The 18,158-nt window shown below is 67.3% G+C and carries 13 protein-coding genes; all 13 read right to left on the minus strand.

The window, feature by feature from the left end; genetic code table 11:
• Position 1 precedes the first annotated feature (1 nt).
• Positions 2–1,465, minus strand: a complete 1,464-nt coding sequence (locus tag H284_RS0105770) for an NAD-dependent succinate-semialdehyde dehydrogenase (RefSeq protein WP_020075480.1) — start codon at positions 1,463–1,465, stop codon at positions 2–4.
• Entirely contained in the window at positions 1,465–2,004 is a 540-nt protein-coding gene (locus H284_RS0105775) for an Lrp/AsnC family transcriptional regulator (protein ID WP_020075481.1), read from the minus strand. Before H284_RS0105775 ends, H284_RS0105770 begins: the two co-directional genes overlap by 1 nt.
• A gap of 1,112 nt (positions 2,005–3,116) precedes the next feature.
• Complete coding sequence (locus H284_RS20850; protein WP_155885445.1) at positions 3,117–3,635, minus strand: hypothetical protein; 519 nt, start codon at positions 3,633–3,635, stop codon at positions 3,117–3,119.
• A gap of 57 nt (positions 3,636–3,692) precedes the next feature.
• The gene (locus H284_RS21150) at positions 3,693–4,076 is read right to left on the minus strand and encodes a hypothetical protein (RefSeq protein ID WP_231371083.1); all 384 of its coding nucleotides are present in this window, start codon (positions 4,074–4,076) and stop codon (positions 3,693–3,695) included.
• Positions 4,076–5,296, minus strand: coding sequence for an RHS repeat protein (locus tag H284_RS21155; protein WP_020075482.1), 1,221 nt, complete (start codon positions 5,294–5,296; stop codon positions 4,076–4,078). The genes H284_RS21150 and H284_RS21155 overlap by 1 nt, the downstream gene beginning before the upstream one ends.
• 552 nt (positions 5,297–5,848) lie before the next feature.
• The gene (locus tag H284_RS19940) at positions 5,849–12,028 is read right to left on the minus strand and encodes an RHS repeat-associated core domain-containing protein (RefSeq protein WP_231371084.1); all 6,180 of its coding nucleotides are present in this window, start codon (positions 12,026–12,028) and stop codon (positions 5,849–5,851) included.
• Positions 12,028–12,210 carry an LPXTG cell wall anchor domain-containing protein gene (locus tag H284_RS0105790; protein ID WP_020075483.1) on the minus strand — a complete coding sequence of 61 codons (183 nt, stop codon included), beginning with the start codon at positions 12,208–12,210 and terminating at the stop codon, positions 12,028–12,030. The genes H284_RS19940 and H284_RS0105790 overlap by 1 nt, the downstream gene beginning before the upstream one ends.
• A 19-nt stretch (positions 12,211–12,229) precedes the next feature.
• A complete protein-coding gene (locus H284_RS21010) occupies positions 12,230–12,706 on the minus strand; it encodes a hypothetical protein (RefSeq protein ID WP_020075484.1) in 477 nt (158 codons plus the stop codon).
• A gap of 53 nt (positions 12,707–12,759) precedes the next feature.
• The gene (locus H284_RS0105800) at positions 12,760–13,488 is read right to left on the minus strand and encodes an alpha/beta fold hydrolase (RefSeq protein WP_020075485.1); all 729 of its coding nucleotides are present in this window, start codon (positions 13,486–13,488) and stop codon (positions 12,760–12,762) included.
• 6 nt (positions 13,489–13,494) lie between these two features.
• The gene (locus tag H284_RS0105805) at positions 13,495–13,818 is read right to left on the minus strand and encodes a biotin/lipoyl-containing protein (RefSeq protein WP_018189959.1); all 324 of its coding nucleotides are present in this window, start codon (positions 13,816–13,818) and stop codon (positions 13,495–13,497) included.
• Complete coding sequence (locus H284_RS0105810; protein ID WP_196802835.1) at positions 13,811–14,785, minus strand: alpha-ketoacid dehydrogenase subunit beta; 975 nt, start codon at positions 14,783–14,785, stop codon at positions 13,811–13,813. The genes H284_RS0105805 and H284_RS0105810 overlap by 8 nt, the downstream gene beginning before the upstream one ends.
• A 10-nt stretch (positions 14,786–14,795) precedes the next feature.
• Positions 14,796–15,827 (minus strand): thiamine pyrophosphate-dependent enzyme, encoded by a 1,032-nt coding sequence (locus H284_RS0105815; protein ID WP_020075487.1) that lies wholly within the window; start codon positions 15,825–15,827, stop codon positions 14,796–14,798.
• A 67-nt stretch (positions 15,828–15,894) separates the two neighbouring features.
• Positions 15,895–18,096, minus strand: a complete 2,202-nt coding sequence (locus H284_RS0105820; RefSeq protein ID WP_020075488.1) for an MMPL family transporter — start codon at positions 18,094–18,096, stop codon at positions 15,895–15,897.
• Positions 18,097–18,158: the final 62 nt, after the last annotated feature.

Consider the following 18,158-nt stretch of genomic DNA (forward strand, 5'->3'; position numbering starts at 1 on the left):
GTCAGGCTCCGAACGGGTTCGGAGTGAGCGTGTACTTCGTGTTCAGATACTCGTGGATGCCCTCGAAGCCGCCCTCGCGTCCCAGCCCGGACTGCTTCACCCCGCCGAACGGGGCCGCAGCGTTGGAGACGACGCCGACGTTGAGGCCCATCATCCCGGTCTCGAGGCGTTCGATCATCCGCTGGCCGCGGGCCAGGTCTTTGGTGAAGACGTAGGAGACGAGCCCGTACTCGGTGTCGTTCGCGAGCCGCACCGCCTCGTGCTCGTCGGAGAAGCGGATGATGGACAGCACCGGACCGAAGATCTCCTGGCGGAGGATCTCGCTGCCCGGACGCACATCGGTCACGACCGTCGGCTCGAAGAAGGTACCCGTTCCGCCAACGCGCGCGCCGCCGGTGAGCACGGACGCGCCTCGGCTGACCGCATCCTGGAGCAGCTCCGACGCCTTGTCGATCGCATCCTCGTTGATGAGGGGGCCGATGGTGACGCCGTCGTCGGTTCCGCGGCCGACCTTCAGCCCGTTCACGCGCTCGGTCACGCGTCGGGCGAACTCGTCGGCGACGTCCTCGTGCACGATGAACCGGTTGGCCGCCGTGCAGGCCTCGCCGATGTTTCGGAACTTGGCCAGCATCGCGCCGTCGACCGCCTTGTCGAGGTCGGCGTCGTCGAATACGACGAACGGCGCGTTGCCGCCGAGCTCCATGGACGTACGGAGCACGTTCTCGGACGCCTGCTGCAGCAGTTTCCGGCCGACCTCCGTCGAGCCGGTGAACGACAGCTTCCGCAGCCGCGGGTCCGCGATGATCGGAGCCGACACCTTGCCGGAGGTCGTCGTCGTGACGACGTTGAGCACGCCGCCGGGGAGCCCCGCATCCTCCAGCAGTTTGGCGAAGTAGAGCGTGGTCAGCGGTGTGAGCTCCGCCGGCTTGATGACGACCGTGCAGCCCGCGGCGAGCGCCGGAGCGATCTTCCGCGTCGCCATCGCGAGAGGGAAGTTCCACGGCGTGATCAGGAAGCAGGGGCCGACGGGATGCTGCGACACGATCATCCGCCCAGTGCCTTCCGGGTTGCTCCCGTAGCGGCCGGAGATGCGCACCGCCTCCTCCGAGAACCAGCGCAGGAACTCGCCGCCGTAGGTGACCTCGCCGCTCGCCTCGGCGAGCGGCTTACCCATCTCGAGCGTCATCAGCAGCGCGAACTCGTCGCGCCGCTCCTGCAGCAGGTCGAAGGCGCGGCGGAGGATCTCGCCGCGAGTCCGGGCAGGCGTCGCGGCCCAGGCATCGGCTGCGGCGACGGCGGCGTCGAGCGCACGGATGCCGTCCTCCGGCGACGCGTCGGCGATGTCCATGAGCTTGTCGCCCGTCGCCGGGTCGTACACCGCGAAGGTGCCCGCCGATCCAGTGGTCCACGCCCCTCCGATGTAGAGTCCGTCCGGCACACGCTCCAGCAGAGCTTTCTCATCCATCAGCCGCGTTCCTCCTCGTTCTTCGCGTCGTTCTGCGCGTCGTTCTGGGTGTCGTCGTTCTCGGAGTCGTCGTCGGGGGCCACCGCCGCTTGGACGAGCGGTACCGCTCGGTGGTCGATCTTGGTGGCGAGGGCGATGACCGTCGACGTCCGCATGATGCCCGGATCGCTGACGATGCGGTCGATCACCCGCTGCAGATCGGTGTTGGAGCGGGCGACGGCGCGGATCATCAGGTCACCGGCACCCGTGATGGTGTGCACTTCGAGCACCTCGGGGATGGCCCGCAGGTGCTCGACGACGGTGACATCCCGGTCGCCCTGGGCGATCTCCGCGGTCACGAAAGCGGTCACCGGGTACCCGAGCCGGTCGGTGTCGATCGTCGGCGCGAAGTCGCGCACGACCCCGGACCGCTGGAGCCGATCCAGCCGCGCCTGCACGGTCCCCCGCGCCACCCCGAGACGCCGCGAGGCCTCGAACACGCCGAGCCGCGGCTCCTCAGTGAGCAGCGCGATCAGATCGGCGTCGAGCTTGTCGATCATGCGGCCTCCTTCGGTCCTCGCACATCGTACGACGCAGGGTACGCGCCTACGGCACGCTGACCGAAGCTCCCAGGAAGGGCAGAGCAGCCTGCGTGAAGCCGCTGACACTCCATCACTGCGCGGTGTTGTACGCGATCAGGAGTTTTGTTCGCCTTGGTCGTCTGTCGAGCGAGCTGCCGTGTCTCTGACGATTTCGACGATCGTGTTACCGCGGTCGATTGCCCACTCACGTGATGCAGTCATGATTGATGTGGGGCGGGGACCATTGATTCGAATCGGTAGCTCGAAGGTTGTTCCGCCCGCCGCAATACCAAAGAAGAGCGTCGTGTAGTCGGCTAGCAGGACAGAGGTTGTACCAACCCGCACGTCACGGACCTGGCACCCGTCAAACTCCGCCACGATGTCAGCTTCTCTTCCCCTAACCAAAGAAAGGTGCCCACTGCTCGCAATTACTGAATAGATCTGGCCCGTCCGTTGCTTCCGCGTACCCGCTGCCCTCGTGATCCTCCGCAGTGCCAGATTTGTCACAGCAGCGCCTTGAGCAGAGGTGGATACGGCTCCCGGGAACTTGGTCGAAATCGCCGAAACTTGTTCTCGGAGGGTGTTTCGGATGTGGCGCAGGTACGCCCCAACCCCTGCAGCCAGGAGCAGAAGAAAACTAGCGCCAGCCCAAACGAGGATGCTCGTCATGCTCGAGCCCGCGCTGAACAGAAAGGAGCACCCGCGGCGCGAAGCACCTTCCCAGTACGGGCGTCAACCCAAGGCAAGTGGCGCAGCTTCCCCTCAAGCGTTGTATACCCGGCACGCGATTCTCGCCATACCGCCAGCGCGAAGGCGCCTACCGCCGTCACCATTAGCAGCGTGCTGGTCAGCATTCCTATAACTGTCCAAGCGAGTACTTCCTCAGGCGCCCTCGAGAGCACAATCACGGCTCCGCCAACCATGCAAGCAAGGCAGAAGAGCGAGAGCACCAAGCCCAGCACTCGCAATGAGTTCGCCGTCGGGCCCCTTAGGAGTCGTCCCGGAAAGTTCCTGCTTTCTGTCTCGCTTGAGATAGAGATCACCGCCACTCATGACAAGCCCCAGTGCTCTACAGATCCCAACCAATTCGTTCACGGCTCCCTTGCGAGTCTTTTGCGAATCTCTTCCACATATTGGTCACGCTCCTGGGGTGTGGCATTCCACACACCCTTGGCGTTCGCCACACGGAGTTGGAGGTCGAACGTTCGGCCGCCAACAGTCACCCCGAAGAAGATCGTCGGAAATGTGCTGTTTCCGAATCCCGTCGTTCCGTAGTCAACGTCGCGAATGGCTTCAAGCGGAAAACGGGCGATCCGCAGAGGGTCCTCCGCGCCACGCCACCACGTCATCGCGTCGCTGTCTACGATCACAGTGAACCGTTGGCCGGTAGCGATAGAGGCTCGATTTTCGGCACCGGCGATCCGTTTCAATACGGAGTTGGTTTGCGACCCATAAATTCCGGTCATGACCAACGCTCGATCTTCAAGGTGCAAGGCGCTGCGTCTCGCCCGATCCTGGCGCATGGCAGACCTGTTCACGCTTAGCGTGATGACCAGAGAGAAAACGAGTAACACCAAAACGATCGTCAACCCGATGACTCCGCCATTCACGATGTGTGCCTCATTCTCTGGTCCTCGTGTCCCGGTACTCGGTCTCATACCGAATCGTCATCGCAACCTCTCGTACGGCGGGTTGTATCTCTCGCCCGCCTCCCGAATGATCCGCCTAGTTCTGGGATCGAGCTGCGGCAGATCACGGTAGCGATTCGGCAGCGTGGTGTAACCAGCCCGCGCTTCCAAAAAGCCGAGGAATCTGCCGGCGAGGTAACTGAGAACCGCAAGACCCAGGGAGGTCAGAATCATCGTGCTGCCGATGCGGATGACAACAGTCCCAAGTACCGCTCGAAGGAGGAGCGGTACGGCACCGACTAGAGCTGCCGAGACGCACACGAGTAGCGAACCGATCGCAACCCGGAGCAGGGATCTTGCAGAGGGACGCAGCAGCTTCGCGGGAGAAGAGGCGTCCGCCGCTTGAGCATCGTCGGCGGCCACTAGCTGCCCGTTCCTTTGCCGATCAGCTTTCCGCCGTTCTGTCCCACGGCCAGCCCACTCCCCGAACTGCCGATTGCCTGAACTGCGCCCCTGACCATATCGAGGACCATTCCCCGAATCCAGTTCTTTAGGACTAAGGGTATGAACGGAATTGCCGTGAGAATCGCTCCGATTATGCAGTCCGCCCAATTGGGCGCGGTTGGTGACTCAAACGCGTTTAGACATGAAATCGCTGTGCTCACTAGACCCGCTGCAGCTGAGATCGCAGCGAACACGGGTCCTGCATACGGTACCCAGAAGAAAAGCCCGGCGACTCCCGAGATCACTCCGAATATGGTTCCGATCAGTTCCCAATTGATGTCGTGTCGGTCAGTTGTATTGCTCTTCGATGCAGGATCAGCCGGCGCCGGCTTTTTAGGAGTCTGCTCGGTGCGCGGAGGTTGCGGTGCGACAGGTGGTTTGGAGCGGTCCGCGACGTTGGTGTGCGCCTGCACGGGGGTCGCACCACAGCCCACGGGGAGGGCATCGGATTTCGGGTTGACGCGTGCGCAGAGGTTGCCGTCGATGTCGAGATTGCTCGTCGGGTTGTTCCAGGCGTACCCGTATCGGTGCTGCGACCGCGGCTCATCCGTGGTCCCATGCCACGGGTCCTGGCTGGTCCAGGAGGCGGCCGACGGGTCGTAGGCGCGCGCGTAGTAGTGGTTCCGGCCCTGGGTGGGGTCCGTGGTCTCGCCGGTGAAGTTCTCCGGGGCCGACCAGCCAGTGGTCTCGAACCGCTGATCGCCCCAGTCGTCGTAGGACGACAACTGGGTGATCGAGCCACCGGTCGCACCGGCGACGGTGGAACCCAGCCGGTCCAGCAGATCCCACGTCGCCGTCCCGTTCGCGGTGACGTGCTCGGCCAACGCACCCACCGCGTCCCGGATCAGCGTCGTCGTGCCGGCACCCGCGGTGGTCGACTGCACGGGATCCAGGCCGTCGAAGCTCGTGCGCGTGGTGGAGGTGCCGTACCGGGTCTCCTCCGTCGCCGTGGTGCGGCGACCCAGACCGTCGTAGCCGTAGGTGTACGCGAGCTTCTGGCCCGTGGGCAGCGTCACCTGAGTGGTCTGACCTGCCTTGTCGTAAGCGGTCGACAGCCTGCCGCCCTGTTGATCTACCGGCGTCGTCATGCGGCCGTCCTCGTCGTAGACGAAGCCGGTGACGCCGCCCGAGTCCTTCACCGCGATGTTGTCAGCAGGGCAGTAATCGTCGCCGCCACCTCTTCGGCCCATTTGTATTCCGCGACAAGAAAGTCGCTCGAAGGGTGCGTCACCCGGATCGGCAGGTTGACCTTCACCCCTCGAATAGAGCAATTGACGTACCACGCCGTATAGGCTCCGACGCCAGACGTAGAAGTCTGTATCGAGCGAAATTCACTCGGCCTAACGAGCGTGACGCCTTGATCTCCTCTGGCACCCTGAATCATCCATAGCCCGCTGTTAGAAACGGCAACTACAAAATGTGGGCTGACTTTGGGAGGGCTAGCCTCGCCACGCAATCTCGAGATCTTTCTTACCGCTCGCCGAGTGTCAAGCCCCCAAACCGCGTTGTACGTCCGGATGGAGCCAACGAGCTGCGCGACGTTAGCGGAGCGCACGTTGGAGCCTCTTCTCCAGGCACGACGAGTGTGTATGGCGTGAAAGATTGCGGCGAAAAGTGCTGCTACCAGCACAACCACAATTGATAGTAGAGCGGGAGCATTTTGCTCCAAAGTTGGATTCATCAGGCAATTCCTATCTCAGAAGTCCATTCCCGCCCGCGCTCTTCCAGCCCCCGAGGCCGCCCAAGGCCCCACTGAAAGCTTCCAGCGCGAGTTTGACGATTGGTTTCAAGATTCCCCTCAATCCGATAGCAACCGCGGTTGCTCCCGCCGGAACTAGGGCCAGAATCGCGTTCACCACACAATCGACATTGATGCCGGTCGCAACGCAGCCGAGCACCGCACCGGCTATGCCGATCAAAGCCGAAGCTATTCCCGCCACAACGCCAGCTGCAGGCCCAAGGAAGAGGGCCGCGAGGCCCAGCGCACCGCTGATCATTCCGAGCACGTTTCCCCAGACCTCGAGTTGCTTTCGAAGTTCTTTTGCCTCTTGAGCGTGGCGTGCCTGCTCGTCGTTCTGGCTGTTAGGTCCGACCGCCTTCGGCTTGCTGTAGTCGATGGGCTTGCCGCCCTTGTCGAAGACGGGGACCGGCGGCGGCGGGTTGGCGGGGACCGGGCGATTGGTCGACGGGAGCAGCGGTGGGTGCCACGGCTGGGTTCCGGGTCGCTTGAAGATGTCCGAGATCGGCGCGAAGCCGAGCAGGTCGGTCAGCGTGGCCGGGTTGTTCTCGACGTAGGCGTAACGGTTCAGCGACTGAGGTCGCACTAGCAGACCATGCCACGGGTCCTGGCTTGCCCAGGAGGCCGTGGACGGGTCGTAGGCGCGCGCGTAGTAGTGGTTCAGGCCCTGGGTGGGGTCCGTGGTCTCGCCGGTGAAGTTCTCCGGGGCCGACCAGCCGCTGGTCTCGAACCGCTGAGCGCCCCAGTCGTCGTAGGACGACAACTGGGTGATCGAGCCACCGGTCGCACCGGCGACGGTGGAACCCAGCCGGTCCAGCAGATCCCACGTCGCCTTCCCGTTCGCGGTGACGTGCTCGGCCAACGCACCCACCGCGTCCCGGACCAGCGTCGTCGTGCCGGCACCCGCGGTGGTCGACTGCACGGGATCCAGACCATCGAAGCTCGTGCGCGTGGTGGAGGTGCCGTACCGGGTCTCCTCAGTCGCCGTGGTGCGGCGACCCAGACCGTCATAGCCGTACGAGGTGGTCCGGCCCTCCCGGCTCACCTGTGTGGTCTGCCCGGCCGGGTTGTAGCCGAACCGGGTCGCGGTTCCGCCCACCGACTGCGAGACCCGGTTGCCGGCGCCGTCGTAGGAGTACGACGCGATCCCCGCCGCGACGCCCCGACCGCGGCCGGCCGTCTCGGATTGGGTCAGTTGGTTGGCGTCATTGAACGTCGCCTGCTGACGGAAATCGCCATCCTTCGCGCCCGAGCGCGACCACCCGGTGCGATTCCCAGCCGGATCGTACGCGTACGTGTTCTTCTCGCCCGACGACGACCTGGACGCAGTCAGCCGGTCCAAGGCGTCATACGCATAGGTCACCGTCGACTTCTTCACCGAGACCGGCTTCACCGGCCCGTCGGAGCCGGCCTCCGCCAACTGGTTCGGCGCCGACTGGATCGACCGCGATGCCGCGACAACGTTGCCGTTTCCGTCGTAGGTGTACCCGTACGAGAGCGAGCCGCCGTCAGCCACCGGATGTGCGGGAGCGGGCACCGCCCGACCGTTCAGGTAGGCGTCGGTGCTCTCACAGAGCGGGGCCGAGCTCGTCGACCGGGCGCGCGCACCGAGGTAGCCCGCGACGCCCGTGCACTTCGTTGCGGATGCATCGCCCTTCGCATAGGGCGCGGCGGTCGGAGTCGGCGACGGCGTGGACGGTTTTGCCGGCTGCGGTGTCGTGTGGGTGATCCCGGTCACCCGGTCGGCGGCGTCATAGGCGTACCGACTGGTCACGCCCGTCGAGCGTGTCTGCTCCGTCAGAAGCCCTGCCGCATCCCACCGGTAGGACAGGGAGCCCCACGGCGACGATTGCGACGTCGCGTTGCCCGCCTGGTCGTAGGTGTACATGAGCTTCTGGCCCGTGGGCAGCGTCACCTGAGTGGTCTGACCTGCCTTGTCGTAAGCGGTCGACAGCCTGCCGCCCTGCTGGTCCACCTGCGTCGTCGTGCGCCCGTCCTCGTCGTAGACGAAGCCGGTGACGCCACCCGGGTCCTTCACCGCGATGAGATTCTGATCGGCGTCGTATTCGAAGGACGCCACGGCGCCGGCCGCGTCCTGACGCGTCACGCTTCCGCGACGGTCGTAGCTGTACGCCGTCGTCGCGCCGGTCCCGGCGACGACCGACGCCGTCCGGCCCGCCGCGGTGTAGGTGGTCCTGGTCGTGTTGCCGACGGCGTTGCGCTCACTCGTGACCCGGCCGGCGGCATCCACCGTGTACGTGGTGGCATGACCGTTCGGATCGGTGACTCGGGCCAGATTGCCGTCGGGGTCATACGCGTAGCCGGTTGTGACGTTCGCGGTCGGAGTGGTCTTCCCGCCCTTCGAGTAGGCCTCGACCACCGCGGTCAGTTGGCCCGTGGGGTCGTAGCTGTAGCGCGTCGTGCTGCCATTCGGCGTCGACACCGAGGTCTGCTGGCCGGCGGCATCGTAGCCGTATGAGGTGACGGCGCCGGTCGGGTCGGTCACCGATATCTGCCTGCCGTCTGCATCGAACGCGAACCGCGTCGTGTGACCGTTGGGATCCGTCACCGACGTCTGCTGCCCGGCCGCGTCGTAGGCGTAGGTCGTGACGTTGCCTGCAGGGTCGGTCGTGGACGCGACCTGGCCCGTCGGAGTGTAGGCGGTGCTCGAGATCCGGCCCAGCGGATCGGTGGTCGTGGTCAGGTTTCCCGCCGGGTCGTACGCGAAAGAGGTGGTCTCGCCGAGGGGCGACGTGGATGCGGTGACGCGACCGGCCGCGTCGTAAGCGAAGACCGTGGCATGACCATTGCGGTTCGTCACCGACGTGAGGTTGCCATCCACGTCATACCCGTAGTCCGTGTGCTTGCCCAAGCCGTCCGTGATCCGGGCGACCCGATCCAGCACGTCGTACGTGTAGCGGGTCCGGACGCCGTCCGGATCGACCTGCTGGACCATTCGGCCGACGGCGTCGTAGCCGTACCGCGTGGTCGCGCCGGTCGCGTCCTTTTGCTCGGTGAGGTTGCCCATGGCGTCGTACCGGTAGGTGGTTGTCGCGCCGCTCGGTGACGTGACCGACGTCACGTTCCCCACGCCGTCGTATGCCCGGGTCCAGGTCCCGCCGTTGGCATCGGTCGTCGTGGTCACCCGGTCCTGGCTGTCTGTCGCGTACGTCGTTGCGGCGCCGAGGGGATCCTTCTGGCCCAGCAGAGAGTCCTCGGAATCGTATGAATAGGCGATCGACCCTCCGCCCGGGCTGGTCGACGACGTGAGATGGAAGAGCGCGTCCCACGCGAACGTGCTCTTCGCTCCGAGGGGATCGGTGACCGCGGCGACGTGATCGTTCGGCTCGTAGCCGTAGGCGGTCACGCCGCCTGCGGCGTCGCTTACCTGCGTCAGCCGGTCGCCGCTGTCCCACACGTAGGCGGTCGCCTGGCCGTTCGGGTCCGTCACGGAGGTGATGCGGCCGGCACCGTCGTACGCGTAGCGGGTGACGGCTCCGGTTGGGTCGGTGACCGTCGTGACGTTGCCCGACGCGTCGTGGCCGTAGGCCGTCGCGGCGCCCGACGGCTGCGTGACGGACACGAGGTTGCCGCTCGCGTCGTACCGGTTCGTGACGGTGGTTCCATCGGGCTGATGGATCGCCGTGAGGCGACCGGCCCCGTCGTATTCGTACGCCCACGTCCGGGCTGCACCCTTCGCACCGCCGGGGTCCGTCTTCGTCGCGACACGACCCGAGGGTGTGTAGGTGTAGGTGGTCACTCGGCCGTTGGGGGCGGTCTCGGTCAGGATGTTGCCGGAACCGTCGTACGTGTACGTCGTGGTGTGCGCGTTCTCGTCCGTCGAACGCGTGACGTTATTCTGGCCGTCGAAGCGGAACGATGCCGTCGAGCCGTCAGGATGCTTCACCTTCGTCACCCGGAACGAAGCGTCGAAGGAGTAGACGCTGACCCGTCCGAGGGTGTCGGTATAGGTCGTCTGGCCCGGGGTGGAGTAGTCGAGCGTCCGGAGCTTCCCCGCTGCATCCCACTGTTTGGTGATCCTGCCGGCGGAGTCGTACTCGTTCTTCAGATACTGCGTGCCTGTCGCATCGATCGCCGTCACCAGCTGATGCGTGCCGTCGTAGCCGAAGCGATGCGTCCGCCCGTCCGGGAGGGTCACGGCGGTGAGGTCACCCGCCGCGTCGTACGACAGCGACCACCGGTCTCCGCCTGGTCGGATGAAGGCCGCCACGCGACCGAGGGCATCCGACTCGACCTGGATCACCTGGCCTCCGGGGACGGTGATCGAGCTCAGCGGCGCGAACTGGTGCACCTCGGGATTCGCCGGACCATAGCTCAGCGTGGTGGTGTTCCCGCTCGCGTCCGTGTGAGAGATCAACTCGCCGATACCCTCGATGTCGCCGGCATCGAAAACCCACGACTCGCCGGAGACATCCGTCAGCTGCAGGTGTCCGCCGGGTTGTTCGGAAAGTGTCTGATGCAACCCCGGTTCCGCGGAGTAGCCTCCGTGGCCGTCCGGCGCGAAGACGAAGCTCGCTCCGTCGCCCCGGACCACCATCACGCTGCCGTCGCTGAACCGTTGGGCTCGCGCGCCCAGACCGAACGACCATCCCGCGCCGACGCGGGAGAGCCGGCCGTCCTGCGAGTTGTAGAAGAGAGTCAGTTCGGTAGTGGATCCGCCGAGCCCGGGCAGGGAGAAGAGCTTCTCCTGCTCCACGAGATTGCCGGTGGAGAAGGAGAACGGCTCGCCGCCGTAGGTGAGGTAGTTCTGCAGTCCGAGCATGCGCCAGCGGGCGATCTCCGCGGCCGTCGGCGGCGCGGGCCAGCCGCCGGTGACCGGGTCGGTGCAGTCGAAGCCCTGCGTCTCGAGCCACGTGCCCAGTCCGGTGAGCACACCGTCGGCGATGTGCGAGAAGCCGTTCTCGATGACCGCGCGGTCGAGGTTGTTGTCGAGGAACAGGGCTTCGACATGCGTGAACGCCCCGGGCACGCCGTCGAACTCGCTGCCGGGGAAGTTGCCGTTGTTCCCCATGTTCTTCGCCGGTCGCGTCGTATAGGTGGGCAGGTTCCCGACAAGCGAGTTCGACAGCGCGTCGTCAGGAGCCCTTCCGCGCGAGTAGACCTGAGAGCCGCCCAGCGCGGGATCGGCGCCACCCCACGATTCGCCGTCGAGAGTGTTGAAGCCGATGCCCAATGTCGCGACCGGGCTCGACGCCGCGATCATGCCTGCTCGCGTCTCCCGGCTGATGAACGGGACGGACGGATCTTCACGGGTGATGACGACGGAGGCGCGGCAGTCCTGCCTCAGAAGCGCTGCCACCTGCTGGGCCAGCCGGATGTTGTATCCGAGCTCTGAGACGGGCGGCGCCGGCGTCGTCACATGGCCCTCATCGTTATCCGGGTCGAGGACGACGACCGGGCCCGGCGGTGGGACGAACTTGATGCCGATGACGACGAACTGCGAGAGATGCGTGGACTCGCCCCGCACCACGCCCTTCTTCTGGTCGTAGTACGACGGCAGGGCCGCCCAGGGCTCGCCCGCCTTCTCACGGGTGTAGATCTTCAAGCTCGACGGGTCGACGCCCTGCGCCTCGATCGCATCCGTGTCCGGTGCGATGGAGAGCGCGACTCCGGGGACGATGTCGGAGACGATCGGGCCTTTCTTCCCACCGCCACGAGTGTGAACGCGCTTGGCAGGGAACGCGGTGTGGGGTTCACCCGCCGCGTCGGTCGCGCTGATCTGCACCGGCTCGGAGACCGGGATTCCGCCTCCTGGCTGCTCCGCCCGCGCGGACACGAGGGCGTCTCGTGCGGCCGCGCCGACGGAGACGGACAGTTCTCCGGGCAGATCGTTGCCGGAGAAGGTGGCCGAGACACCGGCGTCCTTGGCGGAGATCGTCACTTCTGCATCCGGTCGGACGGTGCCCTCGGTCTCCGGCGCCGGCGGCTGCGTCGCGGCCGCGATTCGCACCGCGGATTCCGTCGCCGCCGCGCGGACCTCGGCGAGCGTCGCGGCGGCGGTACGCCGCGCCGTCTCCCAGGGCGACGCCTCTGCTGGGGTCGCCGTACCGCTGACGGTCAGCGCGGTGATCGCCGTCGCGGCCACGAGGCCGCGCAGGATGGTTGCGCGCATCAGACGACCGCGTCCGTGCGAACGGCGGCGGCGAACAGGTGACGCTTGCGTGCCAGAACCAGGCCCGTGGCGATCAGCCCGGCGGCGAGTGCGGCGATCAGCCAGATCGCGATGGTCGCCCCCGTGCTGGCCAGACCGTCTCTTGCGATCACACAGGCGGCCAGCTCGATCGCGTCGGACACACCGTCGGCGTCGTAGTCCTCATGCCCGGTGGCACACGCCGTCGTGCCGCAGATGACGACCGAGGCCCAGCGGAACTCCGTTGGCGTTGAGATCGGCGTTGCCCGTGTAGCACGTCGCAGACCCGCACACGATCTGGCGGGCGAAGTCCGGGATGCCATCGCCGACGGAATCCTTCGTCGGGGATGCGCACGCGGTCGTGCCGCACGCCAGGACCTCGACCCAGTCGGGGACGCCGTCATCGTCGCGGTCCTCACGACCGGACGCGCAGGTGGCGGATCCGCAGACGGCCCGCTCCACGGTGTCCGGGATGGTGTCGCGATCGGCGTCGCAGGCGGCGACGTCCGCCGTGGCGGGACACGGCACCGCCGCGGATGTGGATGCCGTGGCCGCGAGCGGCGCAGCAGCCAGCGTCAGCCCGGCGCAGAGCAGCGCCGTGGCGAGGACGGAGAGAAGCAGCCGGGAAGCTGCGGAGGGGAGATGAGAAATGCGCCGCACACTAAGTACGACGCACCTCGTTCGCGTTTATGACGCGAATATCAGATAGAAGATTACGGCACGCTGACCGAAGCTCCCAGGAAGGGCAGAGCAGCCTGCTTGAAGCCGCGGGCGCTCAACGTGGTGACGTGGTTGCGGCGCGGCAGCACGACGAGCTCGGCGCTCAACAGACGCGCGGCCTCGTCGGCACCGTCCGCCACGGGATCCGCATCGCCGACGACGAGCATCGTGGGGACGGAGCTCGCCAGCGGGAGCGGATGCGCGGCCATCCCCGCGGCGCAGGCCGCGAGTGCCTCACGGTCGACGCCCGGAGCCTGACGGAGGGAGGCGAGCAGTGGCGCCAGCGGGCTGGCGGGGTCGAGCGCGGAGGCGTCGTCACGGAGGGCGGACTGCACCGCCGAGACGCCCCAGTGACCGAACTGCTCGACCGTGCCCACGCCGCCGATCACGAGCCGGCGGACGCGGTCGGGCGCGAGTGCGGCAAGCGCGAGCGACACCCAACTGCCCATCGAGTAGCCCATCACATCCACGCGTTCGACATCCTGCTCGTCGAGGACGGCCAGGAGGTCGCCGGCGAGGATGTCGGGCGAGTACGCGTCGGCGTCGTGCGGCGCCTCGCTGGCGCCGTGACCGCGGAGGTCCGGGACGATCGCGCCGCGACCCGCCTCGGCGAGCGCACGGATCCAGCCGGTCGCGTCCCAGGTGAGCGAGCCGGTCGACGCGAAGCCGTGGACCAGCAGCACGGGGTCGTCGCCCGGGTGCCTCTCGACGTGGATGCGCATCCCGGGTCAGTCCTCCGGCAGCGAGAGGCGAACGCGGCGCCGCGGGGCCTCCTCCGTCGGGACGGTGCCGACGATGCCGGCCTGGTCGTCCTCGACGGTGAACGTCACGAGAGGGGCACCCACCTCGAGCGCCTCGCCCTCGGCGACGTGGAAGCGCGCGACCACGCCGGACTGCGGGGACGGCAGCTCGACGGCCGATTTGGTCGTCTCGACCTCGACGAGGGGCGCGTTGCGCTCGACGTGGTCGCCCTCGGCGACCAGCCACTCCAGCACGGTCGCCTCCTGCAGGCCCTCACCCAGGTCGGGGAGGTCGAAGGTTCGTTCAGCCACGGCGGTACTCCAGGGTCTTCTGGACGGCGTCCAGGATGCGGTCGATGGACGGCAGGTACTCATCCTCCAGCACCGGCGACGGATAGGGGACGTCCCACCCGGTGACGCGCTGGACGGGCGCCTTCAAGTCGTCGAAGCAGCGCTCGGTGATGAGGGTGCTCACCTCGGCGCCGAGCCCGGCGGTGAGCGGCGCCTCGTGCACGACGACGGCTCGGCGGGTCCGTGCGACGGAGGCGGCGAGCCCGTCGGCGTCGATCGGCTTGAGCCAGCGCAGGTCGACGACCTCGATCTCCACGCCGTCCTCGGCGCCGAGCTCCGCCGCCTGGAGGCAGCGGGCGACCATGGCACCCCACGCCACCAGGGTGACGTGCTTTCCCGGACGGACGACGCGAGAGGTTCCGACGGGCAGGCGCTCCTCCGGCTCGTCCAGCGAGACCGGCTCCTTGTGCCAGTAGCGCGACTTCGGCTCCAGGAAGATGACCGGGTCCGGGTCGTCGATCGACTGCCGCAGCAGCGTGTAGGCCTCCGCCGGCGTCGAGGGCGCCACGACCTTCAGGCCGGGGACGTGCGCGAACAGCGCCTCCAGACTTTCGCCGTGGTGCTCGGGCGCGCGGATGCCGCCGAAGCTCGGCAGTCTCAGCGTGATCGGCATCCCGAACGCGCCGCGGCTGCGGTAGTGCATGCGCGCGACCTGGTTCACGATCTGGTCGACGGCGGGATAGGAGAAGCCGTCGAACTGGATCTCCGGCACCGGCCGCCATCCGGCCATCGCGAGCCCGACCGCCATGCCCATGATCCCGGACTCGGCGAGCGTGGTGTCGAAGACGCGGTCGCCGCCGTACTTGGCCTTCAGGCCGTCCGTGACCCGGAAGACGCCGCCGAGGGTTCCGACGTCCTCACCGAAGACGAGGGTGCGGTCGTCGGCGGCGAGCGCGTCGTCGAGCGCGCGGTTCAGGGCGCGCTGCATCGTGCTGAGCTCAGCCAAGGCGCGACTCCTCCCAGGCTCGGCGCTGACCGAGGAGGGCGGCGGGCGGGTCGGAGAACACGAAGTCGAACATCTCCTCGGCGGGGCGTCCACCGAGGGCGGCGACGTCGTCACGCACCCGGTCGGCGAGGGCGCCGGCGGTGTCGGCGACCTCGGCGAAGAACTCGTCCCCGACCGTCCCAGTCTGGCGCAGCTGTTGCTCGCACAAGGCGAGGGGGTCGCGGGCAAGCCAGCTCTGCTCCTCGTCGAGGGCGCGGTAACGACCGGGGTCGTCGGAGGTGGAGTGCGGGCCCATGCGGTAGGTCATCGCCTCGATGATGGTCGGTCCGCCGCCGGTACGGGCGCGCTCGAGGGCCTCGGTGGTCGCGTCGTAGACGGCGAGGACGTCGTTTCCGTCGATGCGCACGCCCAGCATCCCGTATCCGGCGCCGCGCGCCGCGACGGACCCGCCGGCGACCTGCTGCTCGGTGGGCACGGAGATGGCCCAGCCGTTGTTCTGGCAGAAGAACACGACGGGGAGCTGCGAGACGGCCGCGGTGTTCATGGCCTCGTGGATGTCGCCCTGCGAGCTGGCGCCGTCGCCGAAGTAGGCGATCGCCACTCCCCCGGTGCGGTCGAGCTTCGCGCCCAGCGCCCAGCCGACGGCGTGGGTGACGGCGCCGCCGACCACGGCATTGATCGGGGCGAGCCGTGCGGCAGCCGCATCCCAGAGTCCGCCGTGCCAGGCGCCCTGGTGCGACGCCAGGTACGCCACCGGGTCGACGCCCATGGCGACCGCGACGCCGAGCTCGCGGTAGGTCGGGAAGGCGAAGTCGCGGGTGAGATCGAGTGCGGCGGCGCTGCCCACCTGGGCGGCCTCCTGACCGCGCATCGGGGCGTAGCCGGGGATGATGCCCTGGCGCTGCATCGCGACCCCGTCGAGGTCGAGGCGCCGGACGGTCGCCATCGTCCGATACAGCCGCCGGAGCAGCGCTGCGTCGTCGGGGCGCGCCGCGGCGGCGCGCTCGGTGGTGGTCATGGTCATGACGCCACTTTCGCGCACCGCCCACGATCGAGCAACACGCACAGTGCGAGCTGGTCAGACTGTCCGATCAGGACGAGACTTCGGCCCTCTCACTATGCATCTTGCTATGCGAGAGCTTCGACGGCCACCAGATGGCGCGGCCGATGTCGTACGACACCGCCGGGACCAGCAGGGAGCGCACCACCACCGTGTCGAGGAGCACACCGAACGCGACGATGAACGCGATCTGCACGAGGAACAGGATCGGGATGACGGCGAGCGCCGCGAACGTCGCAGCCAGCACGATCCCGGCCGACGTGATGACGCTGCCCGTCAGTCCCAGACCGCGCAGGATGCCGGGCCGCGTTCCGATGCGCAGCGACTCCTCCCGCACCCGGGTCATCAGGAAGATGTTGTAATCCACACCCAACGCCACCAAGAAGACGAAGCCGAACAACGGCACCGCCGCATCCGCCCCCGGGAAGCCGAAGACATGGTTGAAGACGAGCGCCGAGACACCCAGCGCCGCCGCGTACGACAGCACGACGCTGCCGATGAGGATCACCGGCGCGACGATCGACCGGAGCAGCAGCATCAGGATGAGCAGGATCACCGCGAGCACGATCGGGATGATCCTGATCAGGTCGCTCTGCGCCGTCTCGTTGGTGTCGAGCGCGATGGCGGTGACTCCGCCCACGAGCACCGAGCCGTCGGTCGACAGCGATTCCCGGAGTCCCTTCACGACCTTCTCGGCTTGAGCGGAGTCGGGCTCGGAGGCGAGGGTCGCCTGGATCAGCACGTGGCCGTCCTTCACGACGGGGTCGGCCGGAGTTCCGGGCTGGGGCCGACCTCCTCCGGTGTAGTAGGCGGCCGACGCGATGCCGTCCGTCTTCTCGGTCGCGGTGAGCACGGCCTCCGCTTCGCTCTCCGGCGCGACGATGAGCACTGGCGAGCCTGAGCCCGCGTCGAAGTGCTTGGCGACCACGGCCTGGCCGTCGACGGCGTCGGACTGCGACAGGATGACGTCGGTCTGCTGCACGCCGTTCGCCTTCAGCTGCGTGAGCCCCAGGGCACACGCCACGAGCAGGACGAACGACACGATCCAGGTGACGCGCGGGCGGCGGGCGATGAGGCCGCCGACACGTCGCCATATCCCGCGAACCCCTTCGAGGCCGGTCAGCGTGGCGCCGTCGGCGTGCTTGTGCGCGTGCCCGCCGACGACCGGCCGGAACGGCCAGAACGACGCCCGCCCGAACACGGCGAGCAGGGCGGGGAGGAAGGTCAGCGCCGAGAACAGGGAGAAGACGATCCCGATCGCCGCGATCGGTCCGAGGCTCTTGTTCGAGTTCAGGTCGGAGAAGAGCAGGCACAGCAGAGCCAGGATCACGGTCGCACCGGAGGCGACGATCGGCTCGAACGACGCCTTCCACGCGCGCAGGATGGCCACCCACCGCGACTCCTCGACCTCGAGCGCCTCCCGGTAGCGTGAGACGAGAAGCAGCGAGTAGTCGGTCGCAGCGCCGATGACGAGGATCGACAGGATGCCCTGGCTCTGGCCGGACAGCTTGATCCATCCCCAGAGGGCGAACAGGTAGACGATGAGGATCGCCGCGCACAGGGCGAAGACCGAGGTCAGCAGCACCAGGAACGGCAGGAGCAAAGCTCGGTAGACGAGCAGGAGGATCACGAAGACGGCCGCTACGGCGACCAGCAGCAGGATGCCGTCGATGCCCCCGAAGGCGTTCACCAGATCCGCGGTGAGGCCGGCCGGACCGGTGACCCATGCCTGGGCGCCCTCGGGCACGGCGTCGTCTGCCACCGTGCGGAGGTCGGCGACCACGGTCTTCAGCTCGTCGGAGTCGGAGATCGGGACGATGTACTCGACAGCGCGCCCGTCTTCGGACGGGATGGGGCCGGCGACGCTCGTGGTCTGCCCCTCGGGTGCCGGCTCCACTCCGTCGACTCCGCCCAGCTTCGTGCCGAGGTCGGCGTAGGTGGTGCCCAGCTCGCTCTTCGGGATGCTCTCGTCGGCCTCGACGACGACGATCGCCGGGATGGAGCCGGAGTCCGTGAAGCGCTTCTGCCAGTCCTGCACCTCGGTCGACTCGGCGCTGGCCGGAAGGAACGCCGCCTGGTCGTTGCTGGAGACACCGGACAGCTTGCCGAAGGTGGGACCGCCGATACCGGCGAGTACGAGCCAGATGAGCACCAGCACGGTCGGCACGACGATGCGCAGCCACCGCGCCGGTACCCGTGCCGGAGCGGTCCGCTCGGGGGCTTCCTTCGACACTTCGCCTCCTGATTACTAGATGAGCTAGCAATCACCATACCGTGGATGCGGCCGAGCGTCCA

The organism is Cryocola sp. 340MFSha3.1 (assembly GCF_000383315.1).
In the GTDB taxonomy this organism is placed as follows: domain Bacteria; phylum Actinomycetota; class Actinomycetes; order Actinomycetales; family Microbacteriaceae; genus Leifsonia.